Raw genomic sequence first — 21,131 nt, forward strand, 5'->3', positions numbered from 1 at the left:
GCAATATTAAAAACAGAAAAAGAAAACTCTTAACGAAATTTTTAGATTTTGCGAATAGATTAACTGTATCTTTACACCCGCGTTTCAATTATAAATTAAACTATGTTGTTAGACGGTATTTCATTTAAAAAAACAGGATATTTTTCAAGTCTCATAAACGACTACCTGGATGAAAACCCGCTTCTGCAATCCTTTTATAACAGACATCCTAATGTTGTTAATTTTGGTGAACAATTAAAAGAAAAGACAACTCATTTTAATGAAAATTCCAGAAAAATATTAGTCCAAACGCTTTTTGAGCAGTACAAAAACGTAGATGCTTCTGAGTTAACGCTGAATCATATCGAATTGTTATCTTCTGCAAGTACTTTTACAATAACCACAGGACACCAGTTAAATTTATTTACAGGACCATTATATTTTCTATACAAAATTGTTTCTGCTATAAATCTTTCGAAAGAATTAAAAAAACAGTATCCCGATTATAATTTTGTGCCAGTGTATTGGATGGCAACCGAGGATCATGATTTCGAAGAAATTAACTTTTTTAATTTTAAAGGAAAAAAAATACAATGGAATACGAAATCTGGTGGAGCTGTTGGTGAATTATCTACCAGTGGTTTAGATGAGGTTTTTAATTTATTTGCTTTAGAATTAGGGCCGGGTGTACATGCTGAGTATTTAAAGTCGCTGTTTAAATCGGCGTATTTAGATCATGATAATTTGGCTGAAGCAACGAGATATCTGGCTAACGAATTATTTAAGGACTACGGATTGGTTATAATTGATGCGAATAATAGAGCTTTAAAGCAACAATTTATTCCTTATGTAAAGGAAGAGTTATTTAAAAATACTTCTTTTCAGCAAGTTTTAGAGACCAGTGACAAATTAAGTGAAGTAAATACCGATTATCCTATTCAGGTAACACCTCGAGAAATTAACATATTTTATATTAAAGAAGGTCTTCGCGAACGCATAGTATTTGAGGACGGTGTGTTTAAGGTATTGAATACATCTATGTCATGGACGGAATCCGAAATTGAAAAGGAGCTAAATGAATGCCCAGAGCGTTTTAGTCCGAATGTAATAACGCGTCCGCTTTATCAGGAGGTTATTTTACCGAATTTAGCTTATATAGGCGGAGGAGGTGAGCTGGCTTATTGGTTTCAGTTAAAATCGTATTTTAATCAGGTCGATGTTCCGTTTCCAATTTTAATATTACGTAACTCGGTATTAATTGAAACGGAAAGCCAACACAAAAAGTTAGAAAAATTAAATATTTCAAATCATGATATATTTTTAAATCAATCGGCATTCATTAATAAAAAAGTTAGAGAAATATCAAACATTGATATTGATTTTTCATCACAAAAAGAAGCACTTCAAAAACAATTTGAAGATTTATATGCTTTAGCTAAACAAACCGATAAATCTTTTTTAGGTGCTGTAAAAGCACAGGAGGTGAAACAGTTAAAGGGTTTAGAAAAACTTGAAAAACGTTTACTTAAAGCGCAAAAGAAAACCTTGGCGGATCAGGTTAACAGAATGACTGAATTGCAAAACGAATTATTTCCAAATCAAAGTTTACAGGAACGAAACACCAATTTTTCTCAATTTTATTTAGAACACGGTAAGCAACTTATTCCTGAATTAATTAAACATCTTAATCCTTTAACAAAGGAATTTTCCCTATTAAAATTATAAAAAATAGACATGCATAAAATTGACATGGGACTCATTGAAATGACATTAGATATCATGAAATATGTCATTGGAAGAGTATCAGAAGTAGAACACCCAATTGGAAAACCAAAAAAATACGAAGAGTTAAAAGCGTTGGTAGGAGAAACCATCACAGAAAAGGGAGTTGGAGGCGAGTATGCGTTTAACCTTTGGAGAGAGCACTTATCTAAAGCCAATGTGCCTGTAGATCACCCAAGAAATTTAGCTTTCGTTCCAGCTTCACCAACCAGAGCAGCCATTATGTTCGATTTAATTACGGCGGCATCAAGTATTCACGGTGCGTACTGGATGGAAGGTGCAGGTGGTATTTTCTGTGAAAATGAAGCCATGAAATGGATTGTGTCATTAACCGGAATGCCTGAAGGAGCATTTGGAGTATTTACCAGCGGCGGAACATCGGCAAATCTTTCGGCTATTGTTACAGCTAGGGAAAACTGGCGTAGTTTAGATGCATCTCATAAAGGTGAAAAGGGGTTGATTATAACGTCAATTGGAGCGCACTCATCTGTTAAGGCTATGGCAAAAGTAGCCGATATTGACGTGCATTTAGTTGATACCGAAGATCGTTTAGAAGCTGATGCTTTAAGAGAAGCTATTGATAGTTTATCATCAGCTGAGCGCCATCGTTTATTTGCGGTGGTAGGTACTGGTGGAACCACAAATGCCGGAATTGTTGACGATTTAGATGGTATTGCTGATATCTGTGCTGAAGAAAATTTATGGTTTCATGTTGATGCGGCCTACGGTGGTGGTGCTTTGTTAGCAGATTCTGTAAAACATTTGTTTAAAGGCATTGAAAAAGCAGATAGTGTTACCATTGATCCACATAAATGGTTGTTTTCACCTTACGATTGTGGTGCTGTTATATATAAAGAACCCGAATTAGCAAAACAGGCACATTCGCAACAGGGGTCATATTTGGATATTTTTAAAGATGAAGGTGCTCACGGATTTAATCCAACCGATTATCAGATTCAATTAACGCGACGTGTAAGAGGGTTACCATTATGGTTTTCATTAGCTATGCACGGTACAGATAAGTATAAAGAAGCGGTTGAGCGTGGCGTAGAACTGGCACAAATTGCTGGTAAAATGATTGAAGAAAGTCCGTATTTAGAATTAGTAAGAGAGCCTAGTTTATCTTGTGTGTTGTATCGACGAAAAGGATGGGCACCTCAGGATTATACGAACTGGACCTACGAAAATCATAAAAAGGGATTCGCTTTGGTAACGCCAACAAAATGGAAAAATGGCGAGAGCTTTGAAACCGTATCTCGTTTTTGTTTTATCAATCCCGATACTACCGAACGTGATATCGAGATGATATTAGAAACCATGGCCTAGAAAATTTAAAAAAAAACAGACACCTAATTGTCAATATAAAATCTATTATTATTTTTGCGCATGCAACACGATAAGGTATTAATTTTAGACTTCGGATCGCAATACACACAGCTTATTGCACGTCGAGTACGAGAACTCAACATTTATTCCGAAATACATCCATTTAACAAAGTTCCATCAGATTTAGAATCTTACAAAGCGGTTATTCTTTCAGGTAGCCCAAACTCTGTAAGAGGCGAAAACGCATTACACCCGAACCTGGAAGGCATAAGAGGGGTAAAGCCTATGTTAGCCGTTTGCTATGGAGCGCAGTATTTAGCCCATTTTTCAGGAGGAAATGTAGCACCTTCGAACACCAGAGAATATGGCCGTGCGAATTTATCTTTCATTAAAAGTGATGAGGAATTTTTTGCAAATATAAATGAAGGAAGTCAGGTTTGGATGAGTCATAGTGATACTATTAAAGAATTACCTACTAATGGTGTTTTAATAGCAAGTACAAATGATGTCGCCAATGCCGCTTACAAAATAGAAGGAGAAATTACATATGCTATTCAATTTCATCCGGAGGTTTACCACTCTACAGATGGAAAGCAATTACTAGAAAACTTTTTAGTGAATATTGCCAATGTTAATCAAGACTGGACGCCTGATTCATTTGTTGAGGAAACGGTGGAAGCTATTCAAGAGAAAGTTGGAAATGATAAAGTTGTACTCGGGTTATCTGGGGGAGTAGATTCTACCGTGGCCGCAGTACTGCTAAATAAAGCTATTGGAGGTAACCTATACTGTATATTTGTAAATAATGGTTTATTACGTAAAAACGAATTTGAAAGCGTATTAAATCAGTACGAAGGTATGGGGCTTAATGTTAAAGGTGTAGATGCCTCTCAACGTTTTCTTGAAGCATTAAAAGGGCTTGAAGATCCTGAACTTAAGCGTAAAGCAATTGGAAAAACGTTTATTGAAGTTTTTGATGATGAAGCTCATAAATTAACCGATGTTAAATGGTTAGCACAAGGTACTATTTATCCAGACGTTATTGAAAGTGTTTCAGCAACAGGAGGACCTTCAGCAACCATAAAGAGTCATCACAATGTAGGAGGGTTGCCAGATTTCATGAAACTAAAAATAGTAGAGCCTTTACGTGCAATCTTTAAAGACGAAGTGCGACGTGTAGGTGCAACTTTAGGGATTGACCCTGAGTTATTAGGGCGTCATCCTTTCCCAGGTCCTGGGTTAGGTATTCGTATTCTGGGAGATATAACTGCCGAAAAGGTAAGGATTCTTCAGGAAGTGGACGCTATCTTTATTAACGGATTAAAATCTTGGGGACTTTACGATAAAGTATGGCAGGCTGGAGCCATGTTGCTTCCTGTAAACAGCGTTGGCGTAATGGGTGATGAGCGTACATATGAAAAATGTGTAGCTCTTAGAGCCGTAGAAAGTACCGATGGTATGACTGCCGACTGGGTTAATTTACCTTACGAATTTTTGCAAAAAACATCTAACGAGATAATAAATAAAGTAAAAGGCGTTAATAGAGTAGTATATGATATTAGCTCGAAACCGCCAGCAACAATTGAATGGGAATAAATCTCATTTGGTAAATTAGAAAATGGTTTGTATCTGGTTAAAAATTTAAATCGATGCAAACCATTTTTTTTTAATTGAGTTTGTATTTATTACGAACAATATTTTTAGTTTAGCAGTATCTTAAATGTATAAAGTTTACGTATATACGTTATAGATTTATATCATTTTGTTTTTCAATAAGTTTCTAGTTTGGCATATTATATGTAACGTTTGAAACTATAAGTGTGTCTATATATAGGTATTCTTATCCTTAACAATAAAAAAAATAGATTAAATGTTAAAACATCTTTCCGTTTTAGGTTTTGCAGTATTATTTGGTTTAAATACAATAAATGCGCAAAATTACAGTACTCATCATGTTAAAAAAGGAGAAACTGTTGAGGCGCTTGCCAAACAATATTATGTGACCCCATCTCAAATTTATGCCTTAAACCCTGATGCTAAAAAGGAATTAAAACCTAATACAGTTCTAATTATACCTATTTCAAAATCAACTAAACCAGAAATCGTTGAGACTAAGGAGTTAGTAGGATTTAAACCGCACCGGGTTAAAAAAAGAGAAACACTTTACAGTTTAACAAAAGAGTATGAAGTCACTGAAGAAGAGATAAAAAAGCACAATAAATTTTTGTACGCAAATCCGCTTCGTAAAGGTGATAAGTTGCAAATACCTGTTTATAAAATTACTAAAAAGGAAAAGGAAAACGATGCTGTAACGACCTATATTGTACAACCAAAGGAAGGAAAATGGCGTGTAGCTTATAAATTTGGAATCACTTTACAAGAGTTTGAAGAATTAAATCCGAATATAGGAGACTCTCTGCAAGTAGGGCAACAGGTTTATGTGCCTAACATTGAAAAGGTGGAACGAAAAACAATCGATGATCAATATAGTTATTATACCGTATTACCAGCCGAAGGGTTTTATCGCCTAAAAATTAAATTAGGGTTAGATCAGGAAGCTTTGGAAACTTTAAATCCAGGATTAAAGGAGTCCGGACTAAAAGTAGGTATGGTGTTAAAAGTGCCTTATTCGGCTGCATTAAGTGGAGAGCCTGAAAATGGATTATCCAGTACAGATTTAACCCGAAAGATTACAGATTTTAGTACTAAACACATCGCGGTCATGTTGCCATTTCGTTTAAATCGAGTAGATTACGATTCGGTTGCCGATACGAAGCGCAGTATTAAAAAGGATCCGTATTTAAATGCTTCCCTAGATTTTCATTCAGGTGTTTTAATGGCGATTGATTCTCTGAAAAAATTGGGAATATCACTTAAAGTGGATGTATATGATACTAAACATGAAATAAGTGAAGTATCTCGAATTATAAATAATAATGATTTTGATAATGTCGATGCAGTAATTGGTCCTTTAACGTCCAATACGTTCGAAAAGGCTGCAACCGAATTACGACGAACCAATACTCCAATTATTTCTCCGATTGGTACGAATTTAAGATTGTACGATAATGTGTTTCAATCAAGGCCTTCTGATAATTTATTGAAATCGAAGATAATTAATTATGTAAAAGCTGATTCTACAGCTAAAAATATCGTTGTGGTTTCCGATGCAAAACATACAGCTATTGCCAATGAGCTAAAACGTGAGTTTACTTATGCCAGATTAGTATATTCAAGAAAGGATAAAGATGGAAACGATGCCGGTTATGTAACCACAAGTGATATCCAGTCGGTTTTGAAACCTGGAAAAAATTATGTGTTTTTAGAAACTCAAAACGAAGGTTTAGCATCGAATGTAACCGTGTTATTAAATTCTATGCACCAGACAGAAGCTCCAAAAAATGGTATAAAACCAATTGAAATTGTTTTAGTTACCACTAACTTTAATTCAGCATTTGAAGGAGATGAAGTTTCAAATGAACAATTATCTAACTTACATTTTCATTATGCTACTGCTGCAAAAAGTTATAATGAAATAGATAAAAATACTTTTGTTAGATCTTATGAAACAAAATACGGAATAACACCTAATAAGCGTGCTGTAAAAGGGTTTGATTTAACTATGGACGTTGTACTAAGGCTGGTAAGCTCTGAAAATTTATACGCTTCAGTAAACCAGTCACCATTAACTGAATATGTTGAAAACAAATTTGCGTATAATAAAGAGCTAGTGGGAGGGTATTACAATAATGCCGTGTATGTAGTAAAATACGATGATTTAAATATAGTGGTTGTAGAATAGTTATTAGCCTATTTTTGTTAGCGATATGGATAATAAGTTTTTAATAGACCTGGCGCATACTAAAATGCCTTTCGGAAAATATAAAGACCGTTATTTAATAGATTTGCCCGAGTATTATGTTGTTTGGTATCACCAAAAAGGATTTCCAAAGGGAAAATTAGGGGATATGCTAACTCAGGTTTATGAATTAAAATTAAATGGATTGGAAGATTTAATTAGGAATATAAGAAAGCAATATCCTAAACCATAAGGTTGTTATGGCGTTCCCAATTAAATAAGAATTGCTTAAAACGTTCAATCTTGGACTTATAAGTTAATCCCCATATTACCGACCAAAGAGTGACTGCAATAAAAAATATTAATCCAATGTTAGAATCATAAAATAATAGCCCAATACTTATTAAAACGGTAACTATAAGATTTAAAATAAAAGCATATTTCAGCTCCATTCTTAATAAGCCCGTTAAATAATTCCAGGAACTAAGTTTATTGGTAATATTAACATCGTCAGGTTTAGAGAAATCCAGAGAGATGCATTGCGCGTCGGGCATATTAACGACTAATTCGTTGTTGTATCGCGTAAAGTTATACCCGAATTTTTTTAAAAACGCTTCTGTATTTTCCAGGTTCATTTTCTTCGTAATTTATATAAAGTTTTATTTGCAATTATAAAACTTAAATAAGGAACGTGAATATACTTGTTTTTGAGTCAATTGAGTTAATAACAATGTTAAGTAATTGTAATTTTTAGATTTTTGTAAGGCTAGCGCTATTTTTTTAAAAATCATTACTGTGTTTTAATTTTTTTTAATTGTTCTTATGAACACTTAATTTTAAAGCACTTATCGTTGTTAATAATAAGGTGTTAAATATCACAAAAACTATTCGGTAATAACTATTTAAATTTTGTAAATTTGCCTGCGTTTATAAGCGCATCATGACAAGTACAGCAAAATACATTTTCGTAACCGGAGGAGTTACATCATCATTAGGAAAAGGAATAATAGCGGCATCTTTAGCAAAGCTATTACAGGCCCAAGGCTATAGGGTAACAATTCAAAAATTAGATCCATACATTAACGTCGATCCAGGCACATTAAATCCTTACGAACACGGGGAGTGTTATGTAACGGAAGATGGGGCTGAAACCGATTTAGATTTAGGGCATTACGAACGTTTTTTAAACGTCCCTACAAGTCAGGCTAACAACGTAACTACCGGAAGAATTTACCAAAGTGTCATTCAAAAAGAACGTCGTGGGGAATTTTTAGGAAAAACTGTTCAGGTTGTTCCACATATTACAGACGAAATTAAAGAACGTATTCAAATTTTAGGTAATTCTGGAGATTATGATATTATTATTACCGAAATTGGAGGTACTGTTGGAGATATTGAGTCCTTACCCTACGTGGAAGCAGTTCGTCAATTACGTTGGGATTTAGGTGAAAATAATGGTATTGTTATTCATTTAACATTAGTGCCGTATTTAGCGGCAGCAGGCGAATTAAAAACAAAACCAACCCAGCACAGTGTAAAAACTTTAATGGAAAGTGGAGTTCAAGCTGATGTTTTGGTGTGTAGAACAGAACACGATTTACCTTCAGATATTCGTCGTAAACTAGCCTTATTTTGTAATGTTAGAGAAGAAGCAGTAATACAATCTATCGATGCTTCAACCATTTACGATGTTCCAAATTTAATGTTAAAAGAAGGTTTGGATAAAGTTGTTCTTAAAAAATTAGGACTTCAATCTGATACGCCAGACATTAATCGTTGGAACGAATTCTTAACGCGATTAAAAAATCCAAAAACCGAAATTACTATTGGTTTAATTGGTAAATATGTAGAATTACAAGATTCATATAAATCCATTTTAGAAGCATTTATTCATGCTGGTGCAGCAAACGAAGTAAAAGTAAATGTAGAATCTGTTCATTCAGAATATATCAATAAGGATAATGTAGACTTAAAACTTGGGCATTTAGATGGCATTCTGGTTGCCCCAGGATTTGGTGAACGTGGTATTGAAGGTAAAATTGATGCCGTACAGTATGTTCGTGAAAATAATGTACCATATTTTGGTATTTGTTTGGGTATGCAAATGGCTGTTATTGAATTTGCAAGAAACGTACTTGGTTTAAAAGATGCCGATTCTACAGAGATGAATGCCAATACTTCTAATCCAGTTATAGATTTAATGGAAGACCAGAAAACCATTACCGATAAAGGTGGTACTATGCGTTTAGGGGCATGGGACTGCGATTTAAAATTAGGAAGTACCGTAAGAGATATTTATAAATCAGAACATATTTCGGAGCGTCACCGTCATCGTTATGAATTCAATAGTAAGTATAAAGAAGCTATTGAAACAGCCGGAATGAAAGCGACAGGTTTAAATCCTGATACTGGATTAGTAGAAATTGTTGAAATTCCAGAACATCCATGGTTTGTTGGGGTTCAATATCACCCAGAGTATAAGAGCACGGTTGCAAACCCACATCCATTATTTGTGGCCTTTGTAAAAGCAGCCTTGAACCATAAAAAAAAGACATCAAGTGCCAGAATGGCACAAAAGTAATATTGGATAGCTTATTGCTATAGGTTTGTAGCAGAATGATGTGCTAACAATCTTAAATATTATCTAGATATAAATAGAATTCATGGAAGAAAAAAAATTAGATCTTAATTCGGTTATAGGTTTTATACTTATTTTCGGAATTTTAATGTTCATGCTTTGGCAAAATAAGCCAACAGATGAAGAACTTGAAGCTCAAGAAAAAGCAAAGCAAGAACAGGTAGCTAAGGAGCAAAAGGCAAATAAGAATGATGAAGCATCCTTTGTTAACGAGATAGAAGAGTTTTCAGCCAATTCGGCTTCAGATTCTTTAAAATTAATCGCTTTAAAAAATAAATTAGGAGCGTTTGCATATTCGGCAGTTAATGCATCAAATGATGAAACCATAGTAGAAAGTGATTTATTAGCATTAAAATTTAGTAATAAGGGAGGGTATCTTTCCGAAGTTCGTTTAAAAGAATTTGTTGATTATAACGGAAACCCTATTTATATCATAAAGGATAACAATGCATCTTTCAATATAAATTTTGGTACCAGTGATAGTAGAATTTTAAACACCAAAGATTTAATATTTACACCAACGGTAACTAAAAGCGGTAATGCGACTGTAATTTCTATGAAACTTAAAGTTTCTGAATCGAAGTTTTTAGAATACCGTTACGAGCTTAAGGATGGTGATTACATGATGAATTTCACGATTCGCTCGCAAGGATTAAACGATGTAATCAATGCGTCTCAAGACTTAAATTTAAATTGGAGTTTAAAAACGTATCGCCACGCTAAAAGTATTTCGTATGAAAACCGATATACAGAAGTTGTATATGAGTATGAAGATGGAAAAGATGACTATTTAGGGCAGCGTGAGTTAAGTGAAGATACTGCCGAAGATGTCACCTATGTAGCCTTTAAGCAGCATTTCTTTACTTCGGTGTTATTGTCCGATTCACCTATTAAAACAGCAACTTTAGAATCGCGTAATCTGGTTCAAAACGAAGATGTGGATACTGTTTTTACAAAAGCATTTAATGTTAAGTTTCCTTTACAGTTAAAGGGCGGAGAATTAAGCCAGTCTATGGATTGGTACTATGGACCTACAGATTATAAAATACTTAATAAATACGATAGAAATTTAGATGAAATCGTACCGCTAGGATGGGGTATTTTTGGCTGGATTAACCGCTATTTGTTTATCCCTTTCTTTGCATTTTTAAGTAGTATTTTACCATACGGTATTGCGATTATCGTAATGACAATTTCTATTAAATTGTTAATGTCGTTTGTACAGTACAAGCAATTCTTATCGCAGGCAAAAATGAAAATTTTAAAACCTGAATTAGATGCGATACGCGAAAAGTACAAAGACAATAAAATGAAAGCACAACAGGAAACCTTAGCTTTACAAACTAAGGCGGGAGCAAGTCCAATGGCTGGTTGTTTGCCTGCATTAATACAATTACCTGTATTTTATGCCTTATTCCAGTTTTTCCCGTCGGCTTTCGATTTAAGACAAAAAAGTTTCCTTTGGGCTGAAGATTTATCGTCTTATGATACTATTGCAGAATTACCATTTAAAATTCCTTTTTATGGCGATCACGTAAGTTTATTTCCTTTGTTAGCGTCTATAGCAATTTTCTTCTATATGCGTTTAACTACAGGACAGCAAGTGGCAACGCAACCACAACAAGAAGGTATGCCAGATATGGGGAAAATGATGAAGTACATGATGTATTTCTCACCTATAATGATGTTATTCTTCTTTAATAACTACGCTTCTGGTTTAAGTTTGTATTATTTCATATCTAACTTAATTAGTATTGGGATTATTTTAGTGATTAAGAATTACATTCTTGACGAAGATAAGATTCATGCGCAAATACAGGAAAAGAAGAAAAAACCGAAGAAAGAGAGTCGTTTTCAGCAAAAAATGAAGAAAATGATGGAAGAAGCTGAAAAGCAACAACAAATGCAGAAAAAACGCAAATAAAAAGTAATTCAAAAATTTAAAAGCTGTCATATATTATGGCAGCTTTTTTTTGTTTTAAATTTTATAGATAAAGCAATACTTTTATATTTTTTTAGTTATTTCACTAACCCTAATCTACTTCAATTAAAATTACAATTATGAGATTTTTACATTTTAGTTTACTCTTACTTTTTACTGCTTTCGTTTCAGCACAAAACATTAATCAGTTTGATTCTAACGGAAAACGTCACGGTATTTGGAAAAAGACATTCGATGATACCGACGTTTTACGCTACGAAGGTGAATTTAACCATGGTAAAGAAATAGGATTATTTAAATTTTACAAAAACATTAGACAAAGAGCGGTGCTAACGGCAACAAAACAGTTTAACCCACAAAATAATATTGCAGAAGTTACATTTTACGCTTCCACAGGAAAAATAATCAGTGAAGGTAAAATGGATGGTAAACGTTATATAGGAGAGTGGAAATACTATCAAAAAACAAATAATAATTTATTAATCCTTGAGCATTATAATAATCTGGGTGAGTTGGATGGCGAGCGTATCGTATATTATGAAAATGGTGTTATTGCTGAAAAGAATCATTATAAAGGCGGGAAGCTACATGGGGAAACCTTGTCATACTCCGAAGCTAATACGTTAATTTATAGAGCAAATTATGTCAATGATAAAATGGACGGACCTTATGTAGCTTATGATGGTAATGGAGCTTTAGAAATAGAAGGACAATTTAAAAATGGTCAGAAAACAGGACTGTGGAAATATTATGAAAACGGAAACTTAACAGAGCAAACACAGTTTTAAATATATATATTATAAAAATAAAACTCCTTAATTATTTAAATTAAGGAGTTTTTTGTTAATGCTAAGCATTAAAAATGCTAATTAATCAACCCGTATATATTAATTTAAAGGAGGTAAAATCACTCCATCTATAACATGTACTACACCGTTTGTTGCTTGTATATCAACTAGAGACGTAACGATATTACTAACTCTACCATTGGCATCTGTTAAAGTAAATGCAGAAGCATCGGCTGTAATATCTCCACCTAAAGTTGAAACTGTACCGCTTGTTAATTGTGACGATTGTACATTGGCGTTTACAATGTGGTGTAATAAAACCGAATCCACAGTATCGGTTGAAATGTCAGTTAAGGCATTTACTCCTAAATAAGATAAAACAGATACAAAAGCATCATTCGTCGGAGCGAAAACCGTAAATGGTCCCGCTTCTGAATCTGATACAGTTTCAATGTAAGGAACCGTTGGCATACCAGTATCGGCATAAGCTAAAACATCAACCAAAGTAGATAATGCTGCGTTTGAAGTTGCAAAAGTAGCAATAGTTGGTAAATCAATGACAGCGTCAATTACATGAACAATTCCGTTTGACGCTACTACATCTGGAATAGTTACTGAAGCCACACCATTAAACATAACACCAGAGGTTCCGTTGTAATACAAGCTAAGTTTTGTGCCGTTTGGCCCATCGGCTAAGGTGTTGGTGTAGCCCATGTTTCCTATAAGATCGGCAGACATAATGTTTGCATCAGGAATTACATGATTTAAAAGAATTTGTGTAAGTACACCTGTAGGCACGTCATCTAATGAATTAAATCCATAATTGGTGAGTAATTTTGCGAAAGCTCCGTTAGTTGGCGCTAAAACGGTTTTATTACCCGAGGCAGATAAGGCACCTACTAAATCGGCTTTTACCACTGCTTCTACTAAAATACTTAATTCAGGCGTAGCTTGAGCTATTTCAACAATGTTTAATGGTTGTTGTACTTTGTCGTCATCATCGTCGTTACAAGAAACAAGTGCTAACACTGTGAATAGTAACAAGAAACTTTTCAATAATTTTAAATTTTTCATTTTCGTTAGGATTTTTATGTTGTTTAACAAAAGTAATGAATAGTTAAACAAAAAATATTAATCTAGTTTAACATTTTATAAAAAATATTAAACAAAATTAAATTTAGCATAGAATTGCCTTAATCTAGTTTACTTATTTAAAGGATTATTATGTGTATCTTTGTGGCCTCATTTCCAAAAACAAATAGTTAAATTGAAATGTTAGGAAGTGTAGGTTTTATTACAAAGGTTATTTATACATATGAAACGAGTTATAATAGGACTTTCGGGAGGTGTTGATTCTAGCGTTGCTGCATATTTGTTAAAGGAACAAGGCTATGAGGTTATCGGGCTATTTATGAAAAACTGGCACGACGATTCTGTAACTATTTCAAATGAATGTCCATGGTTAGACGATAGTAACGATGCCATGTTAGTTGCCGAAAAATTAGGTATTCCATTTCAAACAGTAGATTTAAGTGAGCAGTACAAGGAACGTATCGTTGATTATATGTTTAAGGAATATGAAAAGGGGCGTACGCCTAATCCCGATGTACTTTGTAATAGAGAAATAAAATTCGATGTTTTCATGGACATTGCTATGAGTTTAGGTGCAGACTATGTTGCCACAGGACATTATTGCCGTAAAGGAAGCATAGAGAAAAACGGTGAAAATGTTTATCAACTTTTAGCAGGGGTAGACAATAATAAAGATCAATCTTATTTTTTATGTCAGTTATCTCAGGAGCAATTAGCGAAATCATTATTTCCTATAGGAGAGTTAACGAAACCACAAGTGCGTGAGATTGCCACGAAATTAGACTTAGTAACTGCCGAAAAGAAAGATTCACAAGGTTTGTGTTTTATAGGAAAAGTAAAGTTACCGGAGTTTCTTCAGCAACAATTAAAACCAAAGGAGGGGGTTATAGTTGAAGTATCAAAAGAACAAGATATTTTCAAAAATGAAGTTCCTGAATTTCAATCTGAAGAAGAAAAATTAGAATATCTGTCTCGTAAAATTGAGTACAGAGTAGATTTTGGAAAAATCGTAGGTAAGCATCAGGGAGCACATTACTTTACTAAAGGTCAAAGAAAAGGACTTGGCGTTGGAGGAACTGTAGAACCTTTATTCGTTATAGATACTGATGTTGCGGAAAATGTGATTTACACAGGGCAAGGAAAGGAACACCCTGGATTATTAAAAAAGGCGCTTTTTGTAAATGAGGAGGAAATACACTGGATACGACCAGATTTGGCTTTGAAAACAGATGAAACCATGGAGGTTATGGCTAGAATTCGGTACAGGCAGCCTCTTCAAAAAGCAACCTTACATAAAGTAAGCAGCGGCATGTATGTAGCGTTCAAAGAACTTCAGTCGGCCATTACAGAAGGTCAGTTTGTGGCGTGGTATTTAAATGAGGAATTGGTAGGTTCTGGGGTAATTTCGTAAATTGCAGTAACATAATACTGCTTCAATGAAAAATGTCCTACTGTGTTGCATTCTAATAGGTATTAGATTATCGCTATTTGCTCAACAAGATGCTTGGGTATATTTTAAGGATAAGGGTAATACATATAACATTAATACGCCCACAAATTTTTTATCCCAAAAGGCCATCGATAGAAAAGCGCAACATGGTGTTGCTATTGATGAACGCGATATTCCAGTAAATGAAAGTTACATATCAACTTTAAAAGGCGCTGTAGGGATAACCGTCATGGCAAAATCGAAATGGTTCAATGCGGTACATGTGAGAGGAAGTCAAACTGATATCACAAATTTAGTTGATGCTGTAAATTATCCTTTTGTAGATTATGTCGATTTTGCCGATAAAAACCTCAATTCTTCAAAGGTAACAGTTCAAAAAACAAAGAAAAAGGAAGCATATTTAGCAACAACGTTTAATTACGGTTCGGCTGCAAACCAGGCAACTATGATTCATGCGAATGAACTGCACCTTGCCAATTTTACAGGAACAGGAATGACTGTAGCAGTTATGGATGCGGGGTTTCCTGGTGTTAATACTATTGGTGGTTTTCAACGTTTAAGAGATGCCAGCGGCATCATTGATACTTACGATTTTGTGGATCGAGAAATAGACGTTTATAACAATACAACTGACAAACACGGGACTTGGGTACTTAGTACCATGGCGGGTTATATTGAAAATCAATTTGTAGGCACCGCTCCCGACGCATCGTATTACTTATTTATTACAGAAGACGGTTCAGGTGAAAACCCGGTAGAAGAGAGTTATTGGGTGGAAGCTGCAGAACGGGCGGATAGTCTTGGAGTGGATGTCATAAACACATCATTAGGTTATGGTGCGTTTTATACTAATTTAAATTACAGATACTCGGCAGCAGAATACGACGGTCAAACCACTTATATTACAAAAGGAGCTAACATAGCCTTTGAAAAAGGATTATTATTAATAAATTCTGTAGGGAACGAAGGGGAGAATGGTGTAAATGCACCTGCCGATTCGCCATATGTATTATCAATCGGTGCGGTAGATGCCTCAGGAACTTATGCAAGTTTCAGCTCTGTGGGTAGCCCTGTTCAACCTTCTCGGAAGCCAGATGTTGTGGCACAGGGGCAGGCTAGCTATGTTATTGATGTTAGTAATGCTATTGGAACCATAAATGGAACCTCCTTTAGTTCTCCTATTCTTGCAGGAGGAATAACTTGTTTATGGCAAGCTTTACCCAATAAAACGAATGCTGAAATTATGAAATTGGTAAGGGAATCGGCCTCACAATATAACACACCCGATTATGAATTGGGGTATGGAATCCCAGATTTATATGCGTCATTAAACCAAGGTCTGTCTGTACAGAGCAACAGGTTAGATTTGATAAAAGTATTTCCAAATCCAACCAGAAATACATTGTATTTACAATTACCAAATGCTCAAATCTCTTATTTAGCAAGTATTTATGATGTCCTGGGCAAACAAGTAAATAATACAAAAATTTCTTCACATCAAAATAAAATTGAATTGGCTAGTTTAGCTAAAGGATTATATGTTTTAAGGTTAAAATCTCCCGAGAATACGGTGTCAATCAAATTAATCAAACAATAATGTCTAATAAAATTACCGAGTTATTTCAAATTAAATATCCCATAATTCAAGCAGGAATGGTCTGGAATAGTGGTTGGAGATTGGCTTCTGCTTCTAGTAATGCTGGAATATTAGGATTAATAGGAGCTGGGTCTATGTACCCCGATGTGTTACGTGAGCATATCCAAAATTGTAAACAAGCAACCCAGCAACCATTTGGTGTTAACGTACCAATGCTATACCCTAATATTCAGGAAATCATGGGTATTATCGTTGACGAAGGTGTTAAAATTGTCTTTACCTCGGCAGGAAACCCTAAAACATGGACAGCTTGGCTGCAGGAGCGAGGTATTTTAGTAGTGCACGTTGTCAGCAGTGTTAAATTTGCTTTGAAAGCCCAGGAAGCAGGTGTAAACGCTATTGTAGCTGAAGGTTTTGAAGCAGGTGGGCATAATGGAAGAGATGAGACAACAACGTTTACTTTAATCCCTATGGTTAAGGAAAAAATAAAGATTCCTTTAATTGCAGCTGGAGGTGTTGCCACAGGAAAATCAATGCTAGCAGCTATGATTTTAGGAGCCGATGGTGTTCAGGTTGGGAGTAGATTCGTTGCTAGTGAAGAAAGTTCCGCCCACGAGGCGTTTAAACAAGTTGTAGTTGATGCCAAAGAAGGAGACACCCAACTAACTTTAAAGGAATTAGCCCCTGTACGATTAATTAAAAATAAGTTTTATAACGACATTCAGGAATTGTACCAATCATCACCAACTGTCGAAGAGCTAAAAGCTTTATTAGGTCGTAGCAGAGCTAAAAAAGGCATGTTTGAAGGAGACTTGGACGAAGGCGAGCTCGAGATCGGGCAGATTGCTGGTTTAATTCACGATATAAAACCTGTAGCGACCATTGTTAAAGATATGGTTTCAGAATTTGAAGTAGCTAAACAAAATGTTATTTACATATAATTAAGGTTTTATTGATCATTTTTATATTAAAATTTGTCATTGTGTAAATCCAAAAAAAGGGAAACTGAGAGGTTTCCCTTTAAACATTGAAACGTAGAGTGTTTAATCTTTTTAATCCCTTAAAAAATAAAAACTATATGTTTCAATATGCTATGATCTTTTTGTGAGATTTTTCGTTTCGGGGATTGTCTAAATTACAAAATATCAACGGGTTATAATAAAATTTTAATTGTAAGTTATTAACAATCAATACTTTTAATAATATCAAAAAACAAATATTAAATTTTAGCCTATGCTAATTCTATGGATTACTTTTGCACAGCAAAAGGGTACTATTAAATGGTAAGTTTACGCCATAATATGTAAACTAATTACTGTATGAAACTTTTTAGAAATGAATATTTTAGTGCTTAGGATGAAAATTAAGATTAATCGTTAATTGATTTAAGTGAAAATAACAGATTATACAAAAGAATTTAAATACAATTGGAATCTTGCTGCGCCAGTAATGATGGGTATGTTAGGGCATACCTTTGTAAGTTTTATAGATAATATAATGGTAGGACAACTAGGTACAGCGGAGTTGGCAGCTGTATCTCTAGGCAATAGTTTTATGTTTATTGCTATGTCACTAGGAATAGGTTTTTCTACGGCTCTTACGCCAATAATAGCAGAAGCCGATGCAGCTAAAAACTTCAATTATGGAAAATCTTCTTTTAAGCATGGTTTATTTTTATGTGCTGTTTTGGGGATTTTACTGTTTTTACTTTTGCTGTTAGCAAAACCATTAATGTATTCTATGAAACAGCCCATAGAAGTCGTTCAGCTTGCCATCCCTTATCTGGATTTAGTTGCATTTTCGTTAATCCCTTTAATTATATTTCAGGGGTTTAAGCAGTTTAGTGATGGGTTGTCAATGACAAGATATCCCATGTATGCTACTATTTTAGCAAATATTTTGAATGTGATTCTTAATTACCTACTTATTTTCGGGAAATTAGGATGTCCTGAGCTTGGTATTGTAGGTGCTGCATATGGAACACTTATTTCGCGATTTGTTATGGTTGCGCATATTTATATGCTGTTAAAACGAAATAAGAAATCGGTAGACTATGTTTCCCAAATTAAAATTTTCGTTTTAGAAAAATTAATGCTAAAAAAGCTATTGCATTTAGGAGCACCAAGTGCGATGCAAATGTTTTTTGAAGTAGCAATTTTCACTGCAGCTATCTGGCTAAGTGGTTTATTGGGTAAAAACCCTCAGGCAGCTAATCAAGTGGCATTAAATTTATCATCTATGACTTTTATGGTGGCAACCGGTTTAAGCGTTGCAGCAATGATACGCGTAGGAAACCAGAAAGGTTTAAAGCATTATATTAATCTGCGCCGAATTGCATTTTCTATATTTTTATTAGGCTGTATACTAGCTTTAGGCTTTGCATTAATGTTTTTAGTGTTACATAATCAACTGCCTAAACTTTATGTCGATTTTGATGATATGAAAAACCTAAGCGATAACACCGAAGTGGTTACAATAGCATCAAAATTATTGTTAGCCGCTGCCATTTTTCAAATTAGTGATAGTATTCAAGTTATTGTTTTAGGAGCTTTAAGAGGCTTGCAAGACGTTAAAATTCCAACCCTAATTACGTTTATATCCTATTGGCTCATAGGTTTTCCTGTAAGTTGGTTTTTGGGTAAAGAAGATGCTTATGGTAGTTTTGGTATTTGGCTTGGTTTACTTGCAGGCTTAACAACTGCTGCAATATTATTGTATATTCGATTCAATTATTTAACGAAAAAGTTAATTTTGTCTCATAATTAAAAACACATGATGTCACTACCAAAATTTATACTTGGCGATAATACCGAATACCCGAATGCCATTTTTGTAATTCATACCGAATTTCCGAGATTTATCATAAATTTAGAGAATGATGAAGTGGAGTGGTTTGAAGAATTTGATGCGGAGGATCAAAAGGAATTAGAAGCAGAAACAGAAAATGCTATTAAGTTAGCCACTGAGTTTTACGATAATGAAATCGCTAAATACGAAGATTAACCATAATCTTACATTAAAAATGTAGCCGAAGTATTCTGTTTTATAAATACCTTACTTTGGTTGCGTACAAATAATTAAGAATGATTGACAAATTATTAGAATTAGACACTGCACTTTTTTTATACTTAAATAATTTAGGATCGCCAACATGGGATGGGCTATGGTTAGCCATAACAGCCAAATTAACTTTTGTGCCTTTATATGCAATTTTGTTGTATTTACTTTACAGAAAATTTGGAGTAAAGGCTTTGCTATTATTTGTTGTTGTTATTGCACTCATGATTACTTTTACCGATCAGGTAACCAATATATTTAAGCGTACTTTTGAGCGTCCTAGACCATGTCGTGCGTCAGATATTATGGAACAGGTACGATTTATAGCGGTGCGATGTGGTAAATATGGATTCTTTTCTGGGCATTCATCAAACTCTATGGCTGCAGCTGTATTTGCTGGATTAATGCTAAAATCGTATTATAAGAATTTAATTTTCATTCTGTTATTTTGGAGCGCTATTGTTGCATACAGTAGAATATATGTGGGGGTACATTATCCTTTAGATATAATTTGTGGTATGGCGTTTGGCGCTTTGTCAGGATTTATGTTTTATAAATTGGCCGTATTTGCACTAAATAAATATAATGTTTCAAAACACTAGAATTTAAGGTGTGCTTTTAAAATATGTTCAGCAGCATTAAAAGGCGTAGTTTTATTTTCTTCAATAAGGTTTAATTGAATTTCTAAGTCATGTTTTACACGCTCATTTTTTAAAAATGAATCTGTGATCTCATTTTTAATTGTTTGTAAAAGCCAGTATTTATTTTGGTCTTTCCTATGTCTTTCAAAGTAATTATTCTTGGAGGTAAGTGATATATAATCTTTAATATACTTCCAAACAATGGTAACACCTTGATTTTCTATAGCACTGCAGGTACTAACTATAGGTGTCCAACCAGATGCTTTTTCTTTGTACAGGTGAATTATTTTTTTTAGGTCACTTTCCGCAGCCTTGGCTTTCGGAATATTGTCACCATCTGCCTTATTGATAATTATAGCATCAGCCATTTCAATGATGCCACGTTTAATACCTTGAAGTTCGTCGCCGCTTCCAGTTATTTGAAGTAACAAAAAGAAATCAACCATGCTATGAACCGTTGTTTCACTTTGTCCTACGCCTACAGTTTCAATTAAAATTACATCAAAACCAGCAGCTTCACATAAAATTATGCTTTCTCTGGTTTTTCGTGCAACACCACCCAAATTTTCATTGGTTGCTGAGGGGCGAATAAAAGCGTTTTTATTTTTAGCTAAGTTTTCCATTCTAGTTTTATCCCCCAAAATACTGCCTTTTGAAATATGGCTACTAGGGTCTATAGCTAGAACAGCTACTCGTTTTCCTATTGAGGTTAAATAAGTCCCGAAGACTTCAATAAAAGTGCTTTTTCCAGCTCCGGGAACACCTGTAATACCAATTCTTATAGATTTATTGGCAAATGGCAAACATGCGTTTAGTAAAGCATTGGCATGCTCGCCATGTTTTTTGTTGGTACTTTCTAAAAGGGTTATACTTCGACTTAAAGCGGTAATATCTCCATTTAAAATGTCCGATTTTAAAGTTTCAACATCTGGTACTGGCTTTCTATTTTGTTTAGACAGATTCACGGCATTAGCGCTGGTTGTTTCCGAAGAAGAAACCCCTAAACGTTCTTGTGTGACCTTTGTTTTACGTTTAACCAA

17 protein-coding genes are annotated in these 21,131 nt (G+C 34.4%); 14 read left to right on the top strand and 3 right to left on the bottom strand.

The features are described from left to right. Positions 1-102: 102 nt before the first annotated feature. The 5 genes from bshC (at position 103) to ICJ83_RS11080 (ending at position 7,139) form a co-directional block, all read left to right on the top strand. Positions 103-1,704: a bacillithiol biosynthesis cysteine-adding enzyme BshC gene (bshC, locus tag ICJ83_RS11060; protein WP_188230458.1), complete on the top strand. Its 1,602-nt coding sequence runs from the start codon at positions 103-105 to the stop codon at positions 1,702-1,704. A 9-nt stretch (positions 1,705-1,713) separates the two neighbouring features. Then, a complete protein-coding gene (locus ICJ83_RS11065; RefSeq protein ID WP_188230459.1) occupies positions 1,714-3,087 on the top strand; it encodes a pyridoxal phosphate-dependent decarboxylase family protein in 1,374 nt (457 codons plus the stop codon). A 60-nt stretch (positions 3,088-3,147) separates the two neighbouring features. Next, positions 3,148-4,683 carry a glutamine-hydrolyzing GMP synthase gene (guaA, locus tag ICJ83_RS11070; protein ID WP_188230460.1) on the top strand — a complete coding sequence of 512 codons (1,536 nt, stop codon included), beginning with the start codon at positions 3,148-3,150 and terminating at the stop codon, positions 4,681-4,683. 274 nt (positions 4,684-4,957) lie between these two features. Further along, on the top strand, positions 4,958-6,889 hold the full coding sequence (locus ICJ83_RS11075; RefSeq protein ID WP_188230461.1) for a PBP1 and LysM peptidoglycan-binding domain-containing protein: 1,932 nt from the start codon (positions 4,958-4,960) through the stop codon (positions 6,887-6,889). A gap of 25 nt (positions 6,890-6,914) precedes the next feature. Beyond that, positions 6,915-7,139, top strand: coding sequence for a DUF3820 family protein (locus ICJ83_RS11080; protein WP_188230462.1), 225 nt, complete (start codon positions 6,915-6,917; stop codon positions 7,137-7,139). On the opposite strand, the gene ICJ83_RS11085 is transcribed toward ICJ83_RS11080, so the two are convergent. Beyond that, the gene (locus ICJ83_RS11085) at positions 7,129-7,521 is read right to left on the bottom strand and encodes a hypothetical protein (protein WP_188230463.1); all 393 of its coding nucleotides are present in this window, start codon (positions 7,519-7,521) and stop codon (positions 7,129-7,131) included. The two genes, ICJ83_RS11080 and ICJ83_RS11085, sit on opposite strands and share 11 nt — an antisense overlap. Before the next feature lie 305 nt (positions 7,522-7,826). Here ICJ83_RS11085 and ICJ83_RS11090 point away from each other — a divergent pair, with 305 nt between their 5' ends. From ICJ83_RS11090 to ICJ83_RS11100, 3 genes are all read left to right on the top strand, one after another. Next, positions 7,827-9,467 carry a CTP synthase gene (locus ICJ83_RS11090; protein WP_188230464.1) on the top strand — a complete coding sequence of 547 codons (1,641 nt, stop codon included), beginning with the start codon at positions 7,827-7,829 and terminating at the stop codon, positions 9,465-9,467. Between the two features lie 82 nt (positions 9,468-9,549). After that, complete coding sequence (gene yidC, locus ICJ83_RS11095) at positions 9,550-11,448, top strand: membrane protein insertase YidC (protein ID WP_188230465.1); 1,899 nt, start codon at positions 9,550-9,552, stop codon at positions 11,446-11,448. 137 nt (positions 11,449-11,585) lie between these two features. Continuing rightward, positions 11,586-12,254, top strand: coding sequence for a toxin-antitoxin system YwqK family antitoxin (locus tag ICJ83_RS11100; protein ID WP_188230466.1), 669 nt, complete (start codon positions 11,586-11,588; stop codon positions 12,252-12,254). 99 nt (positions 12,255-12,353) lie between these two features. Here ICJ83_RS11100 and ICJ83_RS11105 read toward each other — a convergent pair whose 3' ends face one another. Further along, positions 12,354-13,328, bottom strand: a complete 975-nt coding sequence (locus ICJ83_RS11105) for a fasciclin domain-containing protein (RefSeq protein WP_188230467.1) — start codon at positions 13,326-13,328, stop codon at positions 12,354-12,356. Between the two features lie 241 nt (positions 13,329-13,569). Here ICJ83_RS11105 and mnmA point away from each other — a divergent pair, with 241 nt between their 5' ends. From mnmA to ICJ83_RS11135, 6 genes are all read left to right on the top strand, one after another. After that, positions 13,570-14,757 carry a tRNA 2-thiouridine(34) synthase MnmA gene (mnmA, locus tag ICJ83_RS11110; RefSeq protein WP_188230468.1) on the top strand — a complete coding sequence of 396 codons (1,188 nt, stop codon included), beginning with the start codon at positions 13,570-13,572 and terminating at the stop codon, positions 14,755-14,757. A 25-nt stretch (positions 14,758-14,782) separates the two neighbouring features. Continuing rightward, positions 14,783-16,393 (top strand): S8 family serine peptidase, encoded by a 1,611-nt coding sequence (locus tag ICJ83_RS11115; RefSeq protein WP_188230469.1) that lies wholly within the window; start codon positions 14,783-14,785, stop codon positions 16,391-16,393. Then, positions 16,393-17,334, top strand: a complete 942-nt coding sequence (locus tag ICJ83_RS11120; protein WP_188230470.1) for an NAD(P)H-dependent flavin oxidoreductase — start codon at positions 16,393-16,395, stop codon at positions 17,332-17,334. The genes ICJ83_RS11115 and ICJ83_RS11120 overlap by 1 nt, the downstream gene beginning before the upstream one ends. 448 nt (positions 17,335-17,782) lie before the next feature. Beyond that, entirely contained in the window at positions 17,783-19,159 is a 1,377-nt protein-coding gene (locus ICJ83_RS11125) for an MATE family efflux transporter (protein WP_188230471.1), read from the top strand. Positions 19,160-19,168: 9 nt separating this feature from the next. Next, positions 19,169-19,396, top strand: coding sequence for a hypothetical protein (locus ICJ83_RS11130; RefSeq protein ID WP_188230607.1), 228 nt, complete (start codon positions 19,169-19,171; stop codon positions 19,394-19,396). Positions 19,397-19,476: 80 nt separating this feature from the next. After that, on the top strand, positions 19,477-20,052 hold the full coding sequence (locus tag ICJ83_RS11135; protein WP_188230472.1) for a phosphatase PAP2 family protein: 576 nt from the start codon (positions 19,477-19,479) through the stop codon (positions 20,050-20,052). Here the strand turns inward: ICJ83_RS11135 and meaB are convergent. Further along, positions 20,049-21,131 carry a methylmalonyl Co-A mutase-associated GTPase MeaB gene (gene meaB, locus ICJ83_RS11140; RefSeq protein WP_188230473.1) on the bottom strand — a complete coding sequence of 361 codons (1,083 nt, stop codon included), beginning with the start codon at positions 21,129-21,131 and terminating at the stop codon, positions 20,049-20,051. The two genes, ICJ83_RS11135 and meaB, sit on opposite strands and share 4 nt — an antisense overlap.

It is taken from the genome of Aestuariibaculum sediminum (assembly GCF_014596945.1).
Lineage (GTDB): Bacteria > Bacteroidota > Bacteroidia > Flavobacteriales > Flavobacteriaceae > Aestuariibaculum > Aestuariibaculum sediminum.